Origin of the sequence: Halomonas sp. KG2 (genome assembly GCA_030440445.1) — a bacterium.
GTDB lineage: Bacteria > Pseudomonadota > Gammaproteobacteria > Pseudomonadales > Halomonadaceae > Vreelandella.
The window spans coordinates 2,264,656-2,283,044 of record CP098528.1 but is presented as its reverse complement, the minus strand read 5'-3'; the positions used below and the strand labels follow the sequence as shown (position 1 = coordinate 2,283,044).

The window sequence follows — 18,389 nt, the reverse complement described above, 5'->3', positions numbered from 1 at the left end:
ATGTCCGATACGCCAATTAAATTAGACGACTTACGTCAACGTATCGACCAGTTGGATGGCGATATTCTGCGCTTGATTAGTGAGCGCGCCAACTGCGCCCAGCAGGTGGCACACGTTAAGCTTGCTCAAGATAAAGACGCCGTATTTTATCGTCCTGAGCGGGAGGCGCAGGTGCTGCGCCGCATTATGTCATTGAATCCTGGCCCGCTAGACTCAGAAGAGATGGCGAGACTGTTTCGCGAGATTATGTCGGCGTGCCTTGCGTTGGAGCAGCCTGTCAAAGTTGCCTACCTAGGCCCAGAGGGTACATTTACCCAGCAGGCGGCGCTTAAGCACTTTGGTGAAAGTGCTGTCAGCATGCCGATGGCAGCGATTGATGAAGTTTTTCGTGAAGTAGAGGCAGGTGCTGTTCATTATGGGGTGGTGCCGGTAGAGAACTCCACCGAAGGGGTCGTCAATCACACGCTCGACACCTTTATGGACTCGTCAATCAAGATTTGCGGTGAAGTAGTACTGCGCATTCACCACCACCTGCTCATTAGTGAAACCACGCGTCGGGATAAGGTCTCACGCATCTATTCCCACCCGCAGTCGTTTGGCCAGTGCCGTAAATGGCTGGATGCTCACTATCCCCACGCTGAACGGGTGCCTGTTTCCTCTAACGCAGAAGCTGCCAAGCTGGTCAAAACAGAGTGGCACAGTGCAGCAATTGCCGGAGATATGGCGGCCAAGCTGTATGGTCTAGAGCGCATTGCCGAAAAGATTGAAGATCGCCCTGATAATTCCACGCGCTTTCTGATTATTGGTAATCAAGATGTGCCGATATCTGGCGAGGATAAAACCTCAATTGTTGTCGCTATGCGTAACCAGCCCGGTGCATTGCATGATCTGCTGGAACCGTTCCATCGTCACCGCATTGATTTAACGCGGATCGAAACACGGCCCTCGCGGACTGGTGTTTGGAATTATGTGTTCTTTATCGATTTCAAAGGGCATCGAGATGAGCCGCAGGTAGCAGCAGTGCTCGAAGAAGTAAGGTTACGTGCTTCTGAGCTGCGTGTGCTTGGCTCCTATCCTCTAGGCGTGCTGTGACGGAGTGTGCTGTGCAAGCGTTGGAATCTAGCGCTGGCGTTCGCTCATCTTGCCAAGAGTCACACCTGCTGATTGTTGGCCTTGGCTTGATCGGAGGGTCGCTGGCCGCCGCGCTACGGCACTCAGGTTTCAAAGGGCATATTTCAGCGTGTGACTCCAATGCGTCAGAAATCGCCTTGGGGATTGATTTAGGATTGATAGATCATGGCGGTTCGCAGCTAGCAGAACTGCTTGATGACGTCTCTATGGTGATTTTGGCCGTACCGGTATTGGCCATGGAGAGTGTGATGACCACCCTGGCAGGTTCGCTTCACCGTGCGTCTAAAAACGTGGTGATTACCGATGTGGGCAGCACGAAAGCGACGATCCGTGACTGTGCTGTGCGTGCCTTCGGGGAGGTGCCCCCTTCAGTGGTGCTAGGTCATCCTATTGCAGGCTCTGAAAAAAGTGGTGTTGCCGCAGCAGACTCCGCCCTCTATATCAATCACAAAGTGATACTAACGCCGGAGCCGAATGTCGACGCAGGAGCGCTTGCGCGGGTTGAGGCGTTGTGGTGTGCCACTGGCGCAGACGTACTGCAAATGAGTGTAGAGCGGCACGACCAAGTGTTGGCACGTACCAGTCATTTGCCGCATTTACTGGCATTTTCGTTGGTCGATACGCTGGCACGTCAAGACGAGCGGTTAGAGATCTTTCGCTATGCAGCCGGTGGGTTTCGTGATTTTACCCGAATCGCGGGCAGCGACCCTGTTATGTGGCGAGATATCTTTATTGCCAACCGGGACGCCGTCTTGTCGTCGTTAGATGATTTTGAGGCGGGGCTCGCTCGGTTGCGGAAGGCGGTAGAAAGTGGCGATAGCGATGCCCTTATTGCAACGTTTGATCGTGCCAGTCATGCACGCCATTATTTCGATACGTTATTGAATAAAACCAGCTATCAGGCGGAATATCATATGCAACCACACGGTAAAGTGACTTATCGGGTGCAGCCGGGCGGCCAGGCGCAAGGCCGTCTGCGCGTGCCGGGCGATAAATCAATGTCCCATCGCTCCATTATGCTGGGTGCTTTGGCGGAGGGAGTCACCGAGGTTAAAGGGTTTCTTGAAGGTGAGGACAGTCTTGCGACACTGCAGTCTTTTCGTGAAATGGGTGTTGCCATTGAGGGGCCATATCAAGGGCGGGTTACTATTCATGGTGTAGGGATGCATGGCTTGAAAGCCCCGGCAGGTCCCCTGTATGTAGGTAATTCGGGTACTGCCATGCGCCTATTTGCTGGATTATTGGCAGGCCAAGCGTTTGACAGTGAGCTAACCGGTGACGAGTCGTTAACCAAGCGGCCAATGGGGCGTGTTGCTGACCCTCTGCGTTTGATGGGGGCGACTATCGACACCGCTGAAGGTGGCCGCCCGCCACTTAAAATTAAAGGTGGCGCCCCATTGAAGGGTATTTACTACGACATGCCCATGGCCAGTGCGCAGGTGAAATCCTGCTTGCTGTTAGCCGGTATGTACGCCGAAGGTGAAACTCGCGTTCGTGAGCCTGCGCCTACTCGCGATCACACTGAACGTATGCTTAATGGTTTTGGCTACGAGGTCTCGCGCGAAGGCGATACTTGCTGGCTTCAAGGTGGCGGTAAGCTGGCGGCAAGCCCGATTGATGTTCCTTCTGATATTTCTTCTGCCACGTTCTTCCTCGTCGCTGCGGCTATTACGCCAGGGGCTGACATTACCCTTGAGCACGTAGGTATCAATCCTACGCGTGTTGGTGTGATTAACATCCTCAGCCTGATGGGGGCTGACTTAACGCTTGAAAATCAGCACGAGGTAGGCGGTGAGCCGGTGGCGGATATCCGGATTCGCTATGCGCCTTTAAAAGGGATTGATATCCCGGTTGATCAAGTACCGCTTGCCATTGATGAGTTTCCCGCACTGTTTATCGCGGCTGCTAACGCGCAAGGCAAAACGCGCTTGCGTGGTGCTGAAGAGCTGCGGGTCAAGGAGTCTGATCGGATTCAGGCAATGGCTGATGGGCTGGCAATACTAGGCGTTGAACACACAGTTGTTGAAGATGGCATTGATATTGTTGGTAATGCCGACGATTCTGTGGCGAGCTACGGTGGCGGGCGTATCGACAGCTTAGGTGATCACCGTATTGCCATGGCGTTTGCAATAGCCTCTTTGCGTGCAAGCGATGAGATTATTATTGATGACTGCGCAAATGTGGCCACCTCTTTCCCTGATTTTGTGACCTTAGCGCAGCGTATCGGTATGCAGGTAAGTGTGGAGGGAGCTAATGCCGATTAAAGCCCCCGTGCTAACGATTGACGGACCGGGTGGTGCCGGTAAAGGCACCATCAGTGGGTTGGTCGCCGAACGCCTGGGGTGGCACCTATTAGACAGTGGGGCGCTTTATCGGCTTACTGCTCAGGCAGCTTTAAAGCATGACGTGGCGTTGGATGATGAGGCGTCGTTGGCGTTGCTTGCTGAGCAGCTTGATGTCGCTTTCCCGGTACTAGGTGGGCAGCCTCAAACGCTTTTAGAAGGTGAAGACGTTTCCCGAGCGATACGAACAGAGCAGGCAGGTGAGCGGGCATCCCGTGTGGCGGCTCTACCGCAAGTTCGTGAAGCGCTGCTTCAGCGTCAGCGAGATTTTCAACAACCACCTGGCCTGGTAGCCGACGGCCGTGATATGGGAACCGTGGTGTTCCCTGATGCGCCATTAAAAATTTTTCTGACCGCAAGTGCGCAGGAGCGGGCTCGGCGTAGGCATCTACAGTTGCAGGAAGCCGGGGTGGATGCTAGTCTATCGAGTCTTTTAAAGGAGATTCAGGCGCGCGATGCACGCGATACGCAGCGCAGTGTGGCTCCTCTCAAGCCGGCAGATGATGCCATTACGCTTGATACCACATGCCTGAGCATACCGGAAGTGGTTGATCAGTTGACCGAATTACTAGACCAACGTGGCATAGTAAGCGGCATTTGATTCTCCCTTGCGGCGTTTTTGGAAAGGTGTCACGACGTGGCAGGGCGATAACTCCATATCAGAGAGCCCGGTCAGGTCTAACCAGCGCTAACACCTCCAGAAGCTGAATGACATTAGGCCCGTACTCGCTGGTGGTACGGAGAAGGCATTTATGCCTCAACAACGTTGATCACGTAGGAAAACCATGAGCGAAAGCTTTGCTGAACTGTTTGAACAGTCTCTTAACGACATCAACATGGAGCCAGGCGCAATTGTCGCGGCTCAGGTTGTCGACATTGACGGTGACTGGGTTACCGTTAACGCTGGTCTGAAATCTGAAGGTCAGATCCCTGCGTCACAATTCCGCGATGAGAACGGTGAACTGACCATCGCTATCGGTGACGACGTGCACGTTGCACTTGAAGCCGTAGAAGATGGCTTCGGTGAAACGCGTCTGTCCCGTGAAAAAGCCAAGCGCGCAGAAGCTTGGAAGATTCTGGAAGCAGCCTTCGAGAAAGACGAAGTCGTCAAGGGCGTGATCAACGGTAAGGTCAAAGGCGGCTTCACAGTCGACGTCGACTCTATCCGTGCCTTCTTGCCGGGCTCTCTGGTTGACGTTCGTCCGGTTCGTGACACTGCGCACCTGGAAAACAAAGAGCTAGACTTCAAAGTCATCAAGCTTGACCCGAAGCGCAACAACGTCGTTGTTTCGCGTCGTGCCGTGCTGGAAGCTGAAAACAGTGCTGAGCGTGAAGCACTGCTGGCTACCCTGCAGGAAGGTCAGCAAATCAAAGGTATCGTTAAGAACTTGACTGATTACGGTGCCTTCGTTGATCTCGGCGGCGTTGATGGTCTGCTGCACATCACTGATATGGCGTGGAAGCGCATCAAGCATCCGTCCGAAATCGTTGCTGTTGGCGACGAAATCAACGTCAAAGTGCTGAAGTTTGACCGTGAGCGTAACCGCGTATCACTTGGTCTTAAGCAGCTGGGTGAAGATCCTTGGGTCAACATCAAAGACCGTTACCCGGAAGGCACCAAAGTGCACGCAGTTGTCACTAATCTGACTGACTACGGCTGCTTTGCTGAGCTGGAAGAGGGCGTCGAAGGTCTGGTTCACGTTTCAGAAATGGACTGGACTAACAAGAATATCCATCCGTCTAAAGTTGTCCAAGTGGGCGACGATGTTGACGTTATGGTTCTTGACATCGATGAAGAGCGTCGTCGTATTTCTCTGGGTATCAAGCAGTGTACTGCTAATCCATGGGAAACTTTCAACGCTGAATACAACAAGGGCGATCGTGTTTCAGGTACCATCAAGTCAATCACTGACTTTGGTATCTTTATCGGCCTTGAAGGCGGTATTGATGGTCTGGTTCACCTGTCCGATATCTCTTGGACAGAAACTGGCGAAGAAGCCGTCCGTAACTTCAAGAAAGGTGACGAAGCTGAAGCCGTTATTCTTTCAATCGATCCTGAGCGTGAGCGTATCTCCTTAGGTATTAAGCAAATGGATTCCGATCCAGTAGCTGAATATCTGTCGGTTAACGACAAAGGCAGCATCGTTACAGGCCGTATCGTAGAAGTTGATGCCAAAGAAGCACACGTTGAGCTAGCGACTGATGTTGTTGCTATCCTCAAGGCGTCTGAAATCAGTGCTGATCGCATTGAAGATGCCCGTAACGTGCTGAATGAAGGCGATAGCATTGAAGCGCGTATCGTGAGCGTTGATCGTAAGAGCCGTCAGATCAATCTGTCGGTTAAAGCGAAAGAGCAAGATGATACTCGTCAAAATCTGAAGAAGCTGCGTGATCAAGAGCCGGAAGCAGGTGGTCCGACCACTATCGGTGATCTAATCAAACAGCAGATGGGCCAAGACTAATTAAGTAGTTGATAGTCTTGAAAAACGCCGCCCTAATGGGCGGCGTTTTTTATGAATCAGTATAATATGACATATATCATTAGCCTATGTTTGACTTGAGTATAAAGCTCGTTTTTATAGTTCCAACTAAGCAATAAAAATCGATTAGTATTTAAGCTAAAATCAACTAGACTATTGTCAGATAGCGCATTTAAAGTAATAATGTGCGCGTATCCTGAACCCGTGCGTACTGAGTTGATAGATTTATTAACCCGCGCAGTTAAATCTTTGCTAAAAGGAATCCCCATGTCGTTATTAAATGAGTATATTCAAAAGGAACAGCAGCTAAAACAACTGCAAGAAGACTTACAGCGCTTGGAAGGTGATCAGCGCTTGAAAAGCGAGCTTGAATTTAAAGCTAAGCTTGAAGCGTTAATGAACGAGTTTGGTAAGCGTCCTTCTGATGTTATTGCATTGCTGGACCCTAACGCGGATCAGCGTGGATCCAAAGGTGCTGCGGCATCCTCTACGCGTCGTAAGCGTCGTCTGAAGATTTATAAGAACCCGCATACTGGTGAAGTGATTGAAACCCGTGGCGGTAATCATAAAGGCCTGCGTAGCTGGAAAGATGAGCATGGTGATGAAGCCGTCGAATCCTGGCTGGAGCGTATGGAAGACTGAGTCGTTTTAAACCGGCATTTCTAACAAGAAGTGCCGGTTTTGGTTTGATGAGAGCGGATAAAAAATTATTCAGTCTGGCTAGGCAGATAAAGGTATTCGTAGCTCAATATGATGCGGATGCCATAATACTTGCGGTGCATCACCGCTGATATTTAAACGATTTTTTTCATCCATTAATGCCACTAGCGTTTCAGACATTACATAAGATAATTGCGAAATATTATCGAAATATATTTTTGCATAGTAGCGTGAAGGAATGTCTACCCGACGGTAGTTGACAGGCAGTGCTAGGTATTCGGCAGTATCTCTATTCTCTAGATAGAGCCCGATATCAGTTCTAGTGTGGTTCGGTGCAAGCTCTTCTACAGCGGCCGTCACTTTCTCTGTTAAAAGGTCTGGCAATACCATGGTTGGGGTGGATGTCTCTAGTTGGGCTTGTAGGTGGTCTAAATGGTTAGCGTGATACTTTGTGTTGCCTAGCCCATGAATGTGGTCTGGTGCTTGGTACAAGCGCATTAAAACCACATGTGCGGGACGGTTTCTTTCAATGCTAATTGTGAATTTTTTGTCAGGTCTGTTCAGAAGATACAGGCTGCTTATCGCTTGACGGTATTCGCGGGGTGACAGCCGGTAGCGGCGCTGAAATGCACGTGAAAAAGAAGAGTGATTAGTATATCCACAACGAATAGCGATTTACGCTATATTTTGTGAGGTGAGTGAAAGTAAGACAGCGGCTCGCTCAAGGCGCCTTTTTTCACGGTAAGCACTAGGTGAAATGTTGAAGCAGTGGCGGAACTGTCGGCGTACTTGTGATGCTGAGTATCCTAAGTGATTAGCAAGGTCTTCGATTCCAAGCGGTTTATCGAGAGTGTCTTGCAGCCAGATCTCAGCTCGCGTCATTGCATTGAACATTATCTGGCCTCCTATGCTTAAGTCGTACAGGTCGCGCTACTCATCTCACCTGTAATGCACCATCCCGGTGCTTGCGTTGCTAGTAATCTAATAGGCGATTAACATTGCTGCTTGCCTACTAGATGAATTTGCCGCTATATGCGCCACCTTAGGCTGCTTGACTGGGCGTTTTTGCTCTGCCAGTAGGAGCATCCTGTTTTATATCGTGAGCAGCTTATTTAATACTAAGCTGTGATGCCTTTATGCTGGCAACAGAGAGCAAAGGCAAGTTTGCTCAGAGGCTTTACGCGTTTGGGCACAGTTTTGTCGGAAAAAGGTCTGTTTCAGCAGACTTGTCATTCATTTCAAGTAAGGTGCAAATGAAACATCGATGAAATATCAAAAAGTTCAAAAACAGCTAGATGAGCGTGAAAAGCTACGTAAATTTCGTGAGCTGGATGATGCCTTCGCGCAGGCGCTGCGCCAGTTAGAAGATCCTAACAGCGATTTCAATATTCCAACGGGGCCGCCAGTACGTTCAATTGCGGCGTTGGAAGCTGAGGATCAAGCTGCAGACGAAGCGGCACACTCGCATGAGCAAGAGCGTCTGTTTGAGCAACGCTTAAAAGTGCTGATTGGCGAATATGATTTATCGGAGCGAGATGTAAGCGAGGTCATACACGCGTTGCTGGAGTCTAAGCGGTGGGAGCTTGATCACGTGCCAGTAGCAGATAAATAATTCGACGTTATGAGATAAGGTCGCTCGCTAGCGATACCGATAGATGCGTAAGCTAGGTAAATATACGTCATCTTCTAGTTTTTCGTCGCGCCGCTTAGCTCTTGTGCGAGTCGTTGGAGGTGTTTCGGCTGGGGCTTTGAGATGTGGTAATCGTCCTTCATTTGCAGGCACAATTAGCGGCATTGCAATATTAAGTGCTCGTCGCGTGTGTCCATCCGCAAGCGGTTCGACAAAAAACAGATTTGCGCGCATTAAAGGGGCTTGGGTTTGCACCTGCGCCAATATTTCTCCACTTGGAATGCTAGCGAGCTTGCGTAGCTGTATGCGAATATGTGGTGCATCACTGTCTAGCTGTAATAATTTTTGCTCAGCCTCTTGAACACTAACTCTTTTGATTGAGCGACCGCTGCTGTACCACGCTAGCCTAACTCTGGATACCGGCGCAGGGGCAATGGGGAGTTGTCGCCAGCACTGCTTCAGATGGAGTCTTGCAAATCCGCTTTTACGTAGTATTTCGTCGATATGTGGGTGACGGTTCGGTAAGCGAGACTTAGCGTCGCTCAACGCATTTGGATGAGACTGCTTAATGCGCGCGAGTAAATCGCTGATGTTTGCTTTTGCATGGTTAATTTGATGACACGCTGCTAATAAATCATCGTTAGCGGCGATGACTGCGATGTAGTTACGCGTTTCGCGGCCATCCTGGCCCTGCTGATGCCACATGTCCAGCAGTGCTTCCCGCAGCCAAATAGAATCGTTCGTGCCAGGGTGGAACCGCCAAGTAGGTGGTGGGCTAAATTCGTATAGCGCTGCAGCCCGCTCAATGGTGGCTACCAGTTGATCAAAGTGGGCATCAAGTTCATGCAGTAGATGATATAGAGGCAGCGTGGCGTCAGTCATGTTGGGCGAGCCTTTAAGAAAGAGGTGCGTCTCTATCTGCTTGAGCAAGCAGGGTATCTAAGTCCGCCTCGTCCATGGCGGATTCACCTGCAATGCGATGTGACTCTTCCGCCCAAGCGCCCAGGTCAAGCAGTTGGCAACGTTTGCTACAAAAAGGGCGATAAGTACTTTCTGGCCCCCAGATAACTTTCTTGCCACATTGGGGACAAGCAACCTCTAGCGGTGAATCATTTGCCGGTGTGGGCATGACAAGCTCCTGTTTCAATAGTACGTCTCAAGTACGTCGTTAAGTGCACCCAGCGCGATAACGACGATCCAGTTGGATGACCTGGCGCATCATATTCGCATGGTCACCACTGTTGTCGATGACATCATTGCCTTTAGCAAGGCGTTCTGCGCGCGGAAGTTGGGCGGCGAGGATAGCACGCACCTGGGATTCACTCACCCCATCCCGGGAAAGTGTGCGTGCTAACTGCAGCGATTCGGGCACATCGATGACTAACGTACGATTAACCAACTTATCTTGGCCAGACTCAAAAAGTAGAGGAGAGACTAATAATACATAAGGCGACTGCGCCTGCAGGCGGTCCAGATGTAAAAGAAGGCGTTCGCGTACCTTGGGATGAGTGACCGACTCTAACCACTGCCGTTGCGCAGGATCTTCAAAAATGATGGTACGCAGTGCTGGTCTATTCAGTGTTCCGTCGGAGTTCAATACGTCTGTGCCAAAGTGTTCGGCAATAGCTGCTAGCGCGGGTTCGCCAACGGCAACGACTTCTCTAGCGACATCATCGGCATCTATCCAGCCAATCCCCAGTTCTTCAAACGCACGGGCAACAGTAGACTTTCCCGAACCTATACCACCTGTTAGTCCAATGATCATGCATGCTCCCCAAAAAATTGAATCAAAACCAGCGTTAGGCTTAGTACAGTAACGACGTATAGAGTGTCATTAACTCGTTGCCTACCAGTATGCAAATCCAGCCCGCCAGCGCAAGAAAGGGGCCGAAGGGGAGAGGTTGGCCACGTAACCTGGGGGAAATAGCTTGAGCGGCTAATCCTATGATTGCACCAATACCCGCAGATAAAATAAGCAGTAGCGGTAACATGCTCCAACCTACCCAAGCGCCAAGGGCAGCGAGTAATTTGAAATCCCCAAATCCCATGCCTTCTTTGCCTGTTATGAGCTTAAATAGCCAGTAAAAGCTCCATAGCACAAGATAGCCCGCCATAGCGCCGATGACAGCGCCAGGGAGCAGTAGGGAATGAAAGAACAATTGGTAAGCTAAGCCAGCCCATAACAACGGTAGGGTCAACATATCAGGGAGTAAATAGGTTCGAAAGTCGATCACTGCCAAGGCCAGTAGTGTTACACAAGCGCCATAGATAAACATTGCGTCTAACGTTGGGCCATGCAAAGCCACAACGACCACAGCAAGTAGTCCGCTCATCAGCTCAACGAATGGATACTGTACACTGATGGAGGTTTGGCAATGGGCGCATTTTCCCCTTCTTTTTAGCCAGCCTATTAAGGGTAGGTTATCGTGCCAAGCAATGGGTTGTTCGCAGCGTGGACACATTGACCTTGGAGTAGCAAGGTTAAAGCGGGGGGATGTTTCTTCGGCCAGCTCAAGAGAGGCGCGTGCTTCATTACGCCAACGGCGCATTAGCATAACGGGTAAACGGGTGATGACAACGTTAAGAAAACTGCCAAAGCAGAGGCCAATCAGTAAAGCAAAAAAGAGGTAAAAGCTTGGCGATAAACCCATGGTATTCCAATTGTTGGGGAAGTGTGTATGAACGATTTATTTATAGTGCGGTGCCAATTTCAAAAATTGGCAAATACATGGAGACAACAACGCCGCCCACTAGTGCGCCAAGGACAACGATAATAATCGGTTCCATTAACGAGGTCAGGGCGTCTACTTTATTATCCACTTCTTCTTCGTAGTAATCGGCGACTTGATTAAGCATGGCATCCAGCGAGCCGGCTTCCTCACCAATATTCACCATTTGAACTGCCAGCGCTGGAAAGCGGTTGGTCATACGCATGGCGAAATGTAGCTGTTGGCCAGTAGTGACATCTTGGCGCACTTCATTAATCGCTCTGATATACACGCGATTATCCGATGTACCTGCGGCAGTTTCGAGCCCTTCAATAAGTGGCACGCCTGACGTAAAGGTAGTCGCTAAGGTGCGTGTGAATCGTGAGACAGCCGATTTGTGTAAAATATCGCCTAAGATGGGCAGATGAAGCATCATGCTGTCTAACCGATAAGCGAAGCGTGGTGAGCGTCGCGCTGCAGCTTTCAGCAGCATGATAATGCCAGTTAGTGTACCCGTTGCTTGTAACCAGTGCTTTTGGGCCATGTCCGATAAGTTAACCGTAAACTGAGTGAGCGCTGGCAGTTCTGCGCCAAAACCTTGAAACATACTCTCAAATTCAGGCACGACTTTGATGAGTAGCAGCATGGTAACGGCAACACCAATGATCATCACTGCCGTGGGGTACCAGAGCGCTTTTTTGACACGATTTTTGAGGGATTCAACTTTCTCTTTATAACTGGCTACCCGCTCCAGCATCTGGTCAAGCGCACCAGCCTGCTCTCCTGCATCGACCAGGCTAACAAACAGGCGGTCAAACTGTTTGGGGTGTTTTGCCATAGCGCTGGAAAGGCTGTCGCCCGAAGAGACGTCTTCCATGATTTTCTGGGTTAAGGCCACCATCGCGGGTTTTTTTAGGCTTTCAGAAACGGCTTGTAACGCCTGAAGAATAGGGATGCCTGCTCGCACCATGGTGGCCATTTGCCGTGCAAAAATCATGATGTCGACGTTGGTTACCTTGCTGCGTCCACTAAAGCTGCTGCGTTTCTGGACTTTTGTGGCGACAATACGCTGCTTAGCCAGTTGTTCAATAATTTCGGGCTTGGTGCGGCCAATCAGCTCGCCTCGCATAGCTCGATCTTGCGGCCCTTTACCTTCCCATTTCCAGCGGTGTAGCGGCATTGGCTTTGTGCGATATGCTTTAGCGTTGGCCATGGCGCATTACTCCTTACTGATGCGGTTAACTTCTGCCAGGCTAGTGCTGCCATCCAGCACACGACTTAGGCAACGCTGATAAAGGCTAGGGTAGCCTTCGCGGCGGGCCTGTTGATCGATATCTAGCGCATCGCCATCGCGCATAATCAACTGGCGCATGGCATCAGTAATAGGCACCACTTCATAGATACCAATACGACCTTTATAGCCCTGTGTGCACTGTTTACAACCGACCGCTGAATAAATCGTGCCGTTGCGAATATCCTGTTGGCTAAAGCCAGCCTGACGCAGCGCTTCGGCAGGAATCTTAGCGGGTGTTTTGCATAGGTCACATAGCTTGCGTGCCAAGCGCTGGGCAATGATCAAGCTAACTGAGCTTGCAATGTTATACGATGCGATGCCCATATTTGCTAATCGGGTTAGCGTTTCCGCGGCGGAGTTAGTGTGTACGGTAGATAGCACTAAGTGGCCTGTTTGGGCTGCCTTTACGGCAATTTCGGCGGTTTCCAAGTCGCGAATTTCACCCACCATAACGACATCCGGATCTTGGCGTAAAAAGGCGCGCAGAGCGCTGGCGAAGTTCAGACCGATTTTAGGGAGAACGTTCACCTGATTGACCCCCGACACTTTAATCTCTACCGGGTCCTCGGCGGTGCAGATATTGCGCTCAATTTGGTTAAGAATGTTGATGCCTGTGTAAAGCGTCACTGTTTTACCGCTCCCCGTCGGCCCGGTAACCAGGATCATTCCTTGTGGCTTTTTAAGCGTGTGTTCATAAACAGCCTGCTGTTCAGGGCTAAAACCTAGCTGCTCGATAGCGAGTTGAGCAGTGGCAGGGTCTAGCAAACGCAATACTATTTTTTCACCAAACACAGTGGGTAGTGAGTTCACTCGAAAATCAATTGAGCGTGTGCGTGAAAGCTGCAGCTTGATTGCGCCATCCTGAGGCAGGCGCCGCTCAGAAATATCCAGCCGAGACATGATTTTTACACGTGCCGCGATGCGGTGCCGCAGCGCAAAAGGTGGGCGAGCAATTTCAAGCAGCATGCCATCAATACGAAAACGCACCCGGTACTGGGTTTCATAGGGCTCAAAGTGAATATCGGAAGCGCCGCGGTTGATAGCATCTAGTAGTATTTTATTGACGAATTTAACGACAGGGGCATCATCGCTATCTGTTGCTGCCTTGTCTAATGTCGCCTCATCTTCGTCCAACTGAACAATATTCAACGCGCTGACCGCATCATCCACGTTTTCCAATTCATCTAGCATGCTGCGCTCATTTTGCGCTAGATACTGCGTTAGAGTGTTTTTAAGTTGATCAGCGGGAGCCAGCACTCCATCTATACTTAGCCCGGTAGCAAATTGAAGTTCATCCAGCTGGGTTAGCGTAGCGGGGTAGGGTACGGCGACAGTAAGGCGGTGCCCGTGGCGTGCCAGGGGAAGAATACCTAGACGCTCTAATATTTTAACGGGGTAGTCGTTGGCGGGTGGTAGCGCATTTATACGAATGGCATCTAGGTCAACGACCGGTAAACCATACTCCCAGGCAGCGGCCAGCGCTGCTGCGCCTGATTCTACTAGCCCACTATCGACCACGTGCTGTAACAGCGACATGTCAAGCTCTGTTGCTGTGCTTTCCGCGACAGTCGCCTGAGTATCGGTCAGCACGCCATGTTCTACCAGCCGTTTAGCGATACCCTGCAGGCCGCTATGCATAGCCACCTTGCTCGGCGTCGGCCCGGGGGGTGAATCGTTCATGGCTAAACTCAATCATGTTTATTGTATTTTTATGCCAAGTATTAATTATTATTAATGGTCAACGGAAATGTAACGCTGAGCTTGCTATCGTTGGTTCAATATAGCACCGAGAAGCTGTTGGTGTTGTTAAATAGTGTGGCATTGATTTATTTAACACACTTGTGGTCTTCATGTTATTGAAGAGGAAGTTTAATAACACAAAGGAGAAGTGTTATGAGTAAAAAGCTTTTTAAAATAACTACAATTCACAAGCAACGTGGTTTTACTCTCATTGAACTAATGGTAGTCATTGCTATTATCGGGATCTTGGCTGCCATCGGCGTGCCCAAGTATGGAAGCTACTTGGATCGCTCAGAGGCTTCTGCATGTGTCGGAGAACTCAACTCATATAGAACACTTGCAATCGCGGAAGCATCTTTTGGGGAGGACGCGCCTGAATTCAGCTTTCAGTCATGTGCTGATAGCACTGATGTTGAGGAGCTATTTACTGTATTTTCAGGCGCTGCAGATGACCAACTATCAGAAACTATTGAGGTTTCAACTAAGGATCGTCAGGAAACTGTGTATGTGTCTGGAGGCGGGATAATTTCTATAACTGAAGGGGGGTAGTGTACAGCACCCTTAAATCTAACCATTAGCTTTGGTTGTTGTACCAGCTAATGGTTTTTTGTATCTGCAGGTTTTTGCCCGTATTTTAATATTGCTCAATCTTCACACTGCCTGCGCATTTGCTCTCTATACTCAACGCTCCTGGTCATAAGGAGCCGATAATGAAATCAATTCCTCTTAGCGCTTGCCTGTTAGTTTGCACCCTGTTGTGGCAAGTGGCGGCAGTCGCACAGCCAGCACACGCACCCGCCCATGGTGCTAGAGACAACAGCCCACATTCCGAGCGCCAGCGTGGCGGGCAGGATATAGGCCGACATGAGCGTCGCCATCGCGACGAACGCGTTGTAGATCTTCCTCGTATTAACGAACGTGAACTGCTTCGTCTCTTGCGCCAATACGATGCGCCACGTGCCCAGCCATTGCCGCCGGGTATTCAGCGCAACTTGGAACGCGGTAAACCCCTTCCTCCGGGAATTGCAAAACGCTTTGATGGCCCGTTGGCATCTCAACTTCCCCATTACCCCGGCTACGAATGGGAGCGCGTAGGGGCCGATGTCGTCCTCATCGAGGCGGCTACCCGTATCGTTGTCGATGTGCTGGTTGATGCGCTTCGTTAAAGGTTGTTTCGCATAGCGCCATGGTAATGCCATGCGTCACCGCTTAAGCTGGGCTTATTCAGGCAATGTGAAACTACCAAGTAAGGAGCGTTAATGACGGCCTACACCCTAGAAGAGCGGCTGGCGCTAGCAGTGCGTATTGCGGAGGAGGCAGGCGATATGATTCGCCGCGCCCGTGAACAGCAAGACTTCAGTCAACGTTTAAAAGCCGGCATTGAGCTGGTGACCGATGTTGATGTGGCAGTTGATACGCTAATTAGCCAGCGCCTGGAGGAGCATTTTCCTGGTGAAGCGAGGCTGAGTGAAGAACTAAGCCCTGAGCGCGCGCTGCATACCCCCGCCGAGCAGCTGTGGGTGGTAGATCCTATCGATGGTACCGTCAACTTTGCCCAAGGCCTGCGCCATGTGGCGGTGTCGATTGGCTGGATAGAGAACGGCATCGGTAAAGTAGGCGTCGTTCATGCCCCTTTCTTGGGTGATACCTTCAGTGCCGCGCAAGGATTAGGTGCGTACTGCAATCAGCAACCAATCAAGCCGAGTGACGCTGAGACGCTTGAAAGTACCCTGGTGGCTACCGGTTTTCCCTACGATAAACAGGCTCGTAAACAGCTTCTACCACGTTTGGAAGCTGTGTTAGTGAACTGCCAGGATGTTCGCCGCAATGGCGCTGCTGCGATTGACCTCTGTGATGTCGCCTGCGGCCGCTTAGACGCGTATTACGAAAGCGTTTCACCATGGGACTTTGTCGCGGGTTGGGTCATTGCTCGCGAAGCAGGCGCGCAAGTAGGGCACTTAACTGAGGTGCCTGACGGCGTGCCAGCTGATCTCTACCCAGAGCAACTGCTCGTCACAACACCCAAGGTATATGATGCCATGGCATCGCTACTTAAGAGTATCGATTAAGTGCAAGCGGCAAGCAATTGAAAAGAAAGCGCAAAAAGAGCTTTTCATTTGGTTAAGAAAGCGCTAGTATACGCACCGTCTTGAGGCAAACGATGTTGGTTAACATTCGCTGCCAATCCAAGATATCGGAGTGTGGCGCAGCTTGGTAGCGCGTTGCAATGGGGTTGCAAAGGTCGCAGGTTCGAATCCTGTCACTCCGACCAAACACATAAAACGGTCACTAGCTATTACAGCGGTGGCCGTTTTTTGGTTTTAAGCTTAATTCTGGATTAGCAATCATTAGCATAAGTTGTGAAGCTTTCTGACACACTATGGATTGTCTAACCAAGCAGGTCTCATAGGTCTAGCCTGCTAATAGACTCTGTGCGAGATAGCCTGTCGCAAAAGCGAGCCCGGCCGCGGCGGAACCCATGGTAAGAGTACGCAGGCCTGAGCGCCAAGCCGGTAGGCCGTAGACGGCGCTCTTGAGCATGCCAATAGCAAGGAATATGCCGCAAGCTAGCCCTAGACTAGCTAGAAACTGCGTCGTGGTTGCTATGCTAGGTATTGTATACGGAAGTAACGGTAGAGCGCCCACGAGCAAAAAAGCACTAAAGGTAACTAACGCTGCCCGAAGAGGGTTAAGGCCAGCAGATGAAAGCCCATGCTCTTCTTGTAACATGGTAGCCACCCATCTATCTGGTTCACGACATAGCGTTTCCACTACTTGTTCAAGTAGTTCTCCTTCGAAACCTTTGGCGTGAAAAAGTTGGCGAATCTCTTCGCGTTCGCCCTCAGGCACCAGGTCGATATGTTGCCGTTCGATACGCTCAGTACTGGCGATCTGAGCAAGCTGTGCCTGCCCAGCTTCGTAATTGCTGACTGCCATGCTGAAGCCGTCAGCGAGTAAGTTGGCGAACCCGAGTACAAGCGCCACCTGGGGTGAAAAACCTGCTCCAAATGCTCCTGATACGACCGCAAAAGTCGTCACGCAACCATCGATAGCGCCGAGCACAGCATCGGGTAGCGTTGATGCTTTCACTGGAGTCGCTAGCCGTTTACGCACTGCATCAGGGTGATGGTCATTGAGAAGGCTTTCACGGTTTGGGGTTGGCATATAGAGGCCTCATACTTCTCCAGGCTAAAAGCAGCATTGAATAATTGCTCACCGCCTTCAAGTTAGCTTAGCCATGACTCAGAGCTCACTCCATATCTGCTCACGTAAGTCTTCGCTGAGTTCAGATACCTTGCGTATGCGGTTAAACGTTGCTTCTGCCATCTCTTCTGCAGTGTTGTGGTAGCAAACTGCCATTGACGAGAGGGTTTGAGGCCCTTCAAAACCGAGCATGCAGTAGGTTAGCTTGCTGTAGATCGGAGCCACCGCTGAAATAAACTCCAGTTCATGGCGAAGTGCTTCACTGGCTGCTTCTAGCCAGATTCGTTGTAGCTTGGCGGCCGAATGCGTGGTTTCCATCCAAGGCTGATACCAAAGCACCAGCATAGTCTCGCTGTTGATGGACTTTGTTGTCAGGTTGGGAAACAGTAACGTTGTCATTGTATTGGTTCCTCATGTGCCGTTTGAAATAGCATAGCCGTGCTTGGCATGGAGTTTGTTACTAATCGCGATTCATTTGACGCTGGTCATATTTTGTATTGACTGCAACAGAGTAATGATCTGATGCTATATTTTAAATGCATGTTTTTGTTGATGAATAAATTGGTGTTTTTGGTTTTCATTAGATATTGTTTATTTAAATAATTATAAATACTTAATTTTGATGAGTGAAAGCTAGTGCTAAAATATGATTCGTGTTGTTATTGATCTCCTGAATTCATATTTTTTAATAAAGTTGACAAATGTCATGGAAAATAAAATTTGTTTCGAACTAAGATAGCGTTATTCATGGTTCTATATGCACTTAGCGCACAGAGAGAAACAAGCACATGGAAAAGATAGTATTTCCTAATTTACTACCATACGAGCAGCTCGATTTAGCGCATTCACATGAATTAATAGAACTTAATCGATATAGATGGTTGTCACTTAGCTTTCTTCCTGTTGACCTTTCTATTAGCCGTTTAATGAGCTCAATTGGATTAGAGTGTGTACACCGTCTTAGCAAGCTGCATGAGGCTGCCACGCAGCTAGGGCTAGGTGCTTGTGTTAGTGATACTCCCTCTTGGAAGCTACCAAGCTTTTATAGAAATAACAGTCAACATTTCTTTGTCATAGATAAATGTATGGGGCAGCATTTACTTTAGTACGCTGAAGAGGCTGCTAGCGAGGCTTATGTTTTTTTAACTACTTATTGGAAACAAATGCTACCCCTGAACTGCATAAAGTATTGTGGAATTG

The 18,389-nt window shown here is 49.9% G+C and carries 18 protein-coding genes, 1 tRNA gene and 1 pseudogene; 10 read left to right on the top strand and 10 right to left on the bottom strand.

The window, feature by feature from the left end; all coding sequences use genetic code 11:
* From pheA to NDQ72_10625, 5 genes are all read left to right on the top strand, one after another.
* Nucleotides 1-1,092 carry a prephenate dehydratase gene (gene pheA, locus NDQ72_10645; protein ID WKD26534.1) on the top strand — a complete coding sequence of 364 codons (1,092 nt, stop codon included), beginning with the start codon at nucleotides 1-3 and terminating at the stop codon, nucleotides 1,090-1,092.
* A gap of 11 nt (nucleotides 1,093-1,103) precedes the next feature.
* Nucleotides 1,104-3,395, top strand: a complete 2,292-nt coding sequence (locus NDQ72_10640) for a bifunctional prephenate dehydrogenase/3-phosphoshikimate 1-carboxyvinyltransferase (protein ID WKD26533.1) — start codon at nucleotides 1,104-1,106, stop codon at nucleotides 3,393-3,395.
* The gene (cmk, locus tag NDQ72_10635) at nucleotides 3,385-4,074 is read left to right on the top strand and encodes a (d)CMP kinase (GenBank protein WKD26532.1); all 690 of its coding nucleotides are present in this window, start codon (nucleotides 3,385-3,387) and stop codon (nucleotides 4,072-4,074) included. The genes NDQ72_10640 and cmk overlap by 11 nt, the downstream gene beginning before the upstream one ends.
* Nucleotides 4,075-4,258: 184 nt before the next feature.
* Nucleotides 4,259-5,935, top strand: coding sequence for a 30S ribosomal protein S1 (gene rpsA / locus NDQ72_10630; protein WKD26531.1), 1,677 nt, complete (start codon nucleotides 4,259-4,261; stop codon nucleotides 5,933-5,935).
* A gap of 285 nt (nucleotides 5,936-6,220) precedes the next feature.
* A complete protein-coding gene (locus tag NDQ72_10625; GenBank protein WKD26530.1) occupies nucleotides 6,221-6,595 on the top strand; it encodes a DNA binding protein in 375 nt (124 codons plus the stop codon).
* A 78-nt stretch (nucleotides 6,596-6,673) separates the two neighbouring features.
* Here the strand turns inward: NDQ72_10625 and NDQ72_10620 are convergent, their stop codons facing one another.
* Nucleotides 6,674-7,111, bottom strand: coding sequence for a hypothetical protein (locus NDQ72_10620; GenBank protein WKD26529.1), 438 nt, complete (start codon nucleotides 7,109-7,111; stop codon nucleotides 6,674-6,676).
* A gap of 177 nt (nucleotides 7,112-7,288) precedes the next feature.
* Nucleotides 7,289-7,495: an AraC family transcriptional regulator gene (locus NDQ72_10615; protein ID WKD30381.1), complete on the bottom strand. Its 207-nt coding sequence runs from the start codon at nucleotides 7,493-7,495 to the stop codon at nucleotides 7,289-7,291.
* Nucleotides 7,496-7,877: 382 nt separating this feature from the next.
* Between NDQ72_10615 and NDQ72_10610 the strand changes: the two genes are divergently transcribed.
* On the top strand, nucleotides 7,878-8,225 hold the full coding sequence (locus NDQ72_10610; GenBank protein WKD26528.1) for a hypothetical protein: 348 nt from the start codon (nucleotides 7,878-7,880) through the stop codon (nucleotides 8,223-8,225).
* A gap of 27 nt (nucleotides 8,226-8,252) precedes the next feature.
* On the opposite strand, the gene NDQ72_10605 is transcribed toward NDQ72_10610, so the two are convergent.
* From NDQ72_10605 to pilB, 6 genes are read right to left on the bottom strand one after another with little or no spacing between them, the layout of a single operon-like run.
* On the bottom strand, nucleotides 8,253-9,125 hold the full coding sequence (locus tag NDQ72_10605) for a DNA replication terminus site-binding protein (protein WKD26527.1): 873 nt from the start codon (nucleotides 9,123-9,125) through the stop codon (nucleotides 8,253-8,255).
* Between the two features lie 13 nt (nucleotides 9,126-9,138).
* Complete coding sequence (yacG, locus tag NDQ72_10600; GenBank protein WKD26526.1) at nucleotides 9,139-9,372, bottom strand: DNA gyrase inhibitor YacG; 234 nt, start codon at nucleotides 9,370-9,372, stop codon at nucleotides 9,139-9,141.
* Nucleotides 9,373-9,411: 39 nt separating this feature from the next.
* Nucleotides 9,412-10,008, bottom strand: coding sequence for a dephospho-CoA kinase (gene coaE / locus NDQ72_10595; GenBank protein WKD26525.1), 597 nt, complete (start codon nucleotides 10,006-10,008; stop codon nucleotides 9,412-9,414).
* 40 nt (nucleotides 10,009-10,048) lie between these two features.
* On the bottom strand, nucleotides 10,049-10,894 hold the full coding sequence (locus NDQ72_10590) for an A24 family peptidase (GenBank protein ID WKD26524.1): 846 nt from the start codon (nucleotides 10,892-10,894) through the stop codon (nucleotides 10,049-10,051).
* 40 nt (nucleotides 10,895-10,934) lie between these two features.
* Complete coding sequence (locus NDQ72_10585; GenBank protein ID WKD26523.1) at nucleotides 10,935-12,164, bottom strand: type II secretion system F family protein; 1,230 nt, start codon at nucleotides 12,162-12,164, stop codon at nucleotides 10,935-10,937.
* Between the two features lie 6 nt (nucleotides 12,165-12,170).
* A complete protein-coding gene (pilB, locus tag NDQ72_10580) occupies nucleotides 12,171-13,925 on the bottom strand; it encodes a type IV-A pilus assembly ATPase PilB (protein WKD26522.1) in 1,755 nt (584 codons plus the stop codon).
* Nucleotides 13,926-14,168: 243 nt separating this feature from the next.
* On the opposite strand from pilB, the pseudogene NDQ72_10575 reads away from it, so the two are divergent.
* The 4 genes and pseudogenes from NDQ72_10575 to NDQ72_10560 all read left to right on the top strand — a co-directional run bounded on the left by NDQ72_10575 (nucleotide 14,169) and on the right by NDQ72_10560 (nucleotide 16,257).
* Nucleotides 14,169-14,279, top strand: a pseudogene (locus NDQ72_10575) (prepilin-type N-terminal cleavage/methylation domain-containing protein).
* Between the two features lie 416 nt (nucleotides 14,280-14,695).
* The gene (locus tag NDQ72_10570; protein ID WKD26521.1) at nucleotides 14,696-15,151 is read left to right on the top strand and encodes an RcnB family protein; all 456 of its coding nucleotides are present in this window, start codon (nucleotides 14,696-14,698) and stop codon (nucleotides 15,149-15,151) included.
* A 93-nt stretch (nucleotides 15,152-15,244) separates the two neighbouring features.
* Nucleotides 15,245-16,054, top strand: coding sequence for an inositol monophosphatase (locus tag NDQ72_10565; GenBank protein ID WKD26520.1), 810 nt, complete (start codon nucleotides 15,245-15,247; stop codon nucleotides 16,052-16,054).
* 126 nt (nucleotides 16,055-16,180) lie between these two features.
* Nucleotides 16,181-16,257 (top strand) — tRNA-Pro (locus NDQ72_10560).
* Between the two features lie 140 nt (nucleotides 16,258-16,397).
* On the opposite strand, the gene NDQ72_10555 is transcribed toward NDQ72_10560, so the two are convergent.
* The gene (locus NDQ72_10555) at nucleotides 16,398-17,150 is read right to left on the bottom strand and encodes a VIT1/CCC1 transporter family protein (protein WKD26519.1); all 753 of its coding nucleotides are present in this window, start codon (nucleotides 17,148-17,150) and stop codon (nucleotides 16,398-16,400) included.
* Nucleotides 17,151-17,228: 78 nt separating this feature from the next.
* Nucleotides 17,229-17,588 carry a hypothetical protein gene (locus NDQ72_10550; protein ID WKD26518.1) on the bottom strand — a complete coding sequence of 120 codons (360 nt, stop codon included), beginning with the start codon at nucleotides 17,586-17,588 and terminating at the stop codon, nucleotides 17,229-17,231.
* Nucleotides 17,589-18,389: the final 801 nt, after the last annotated feature.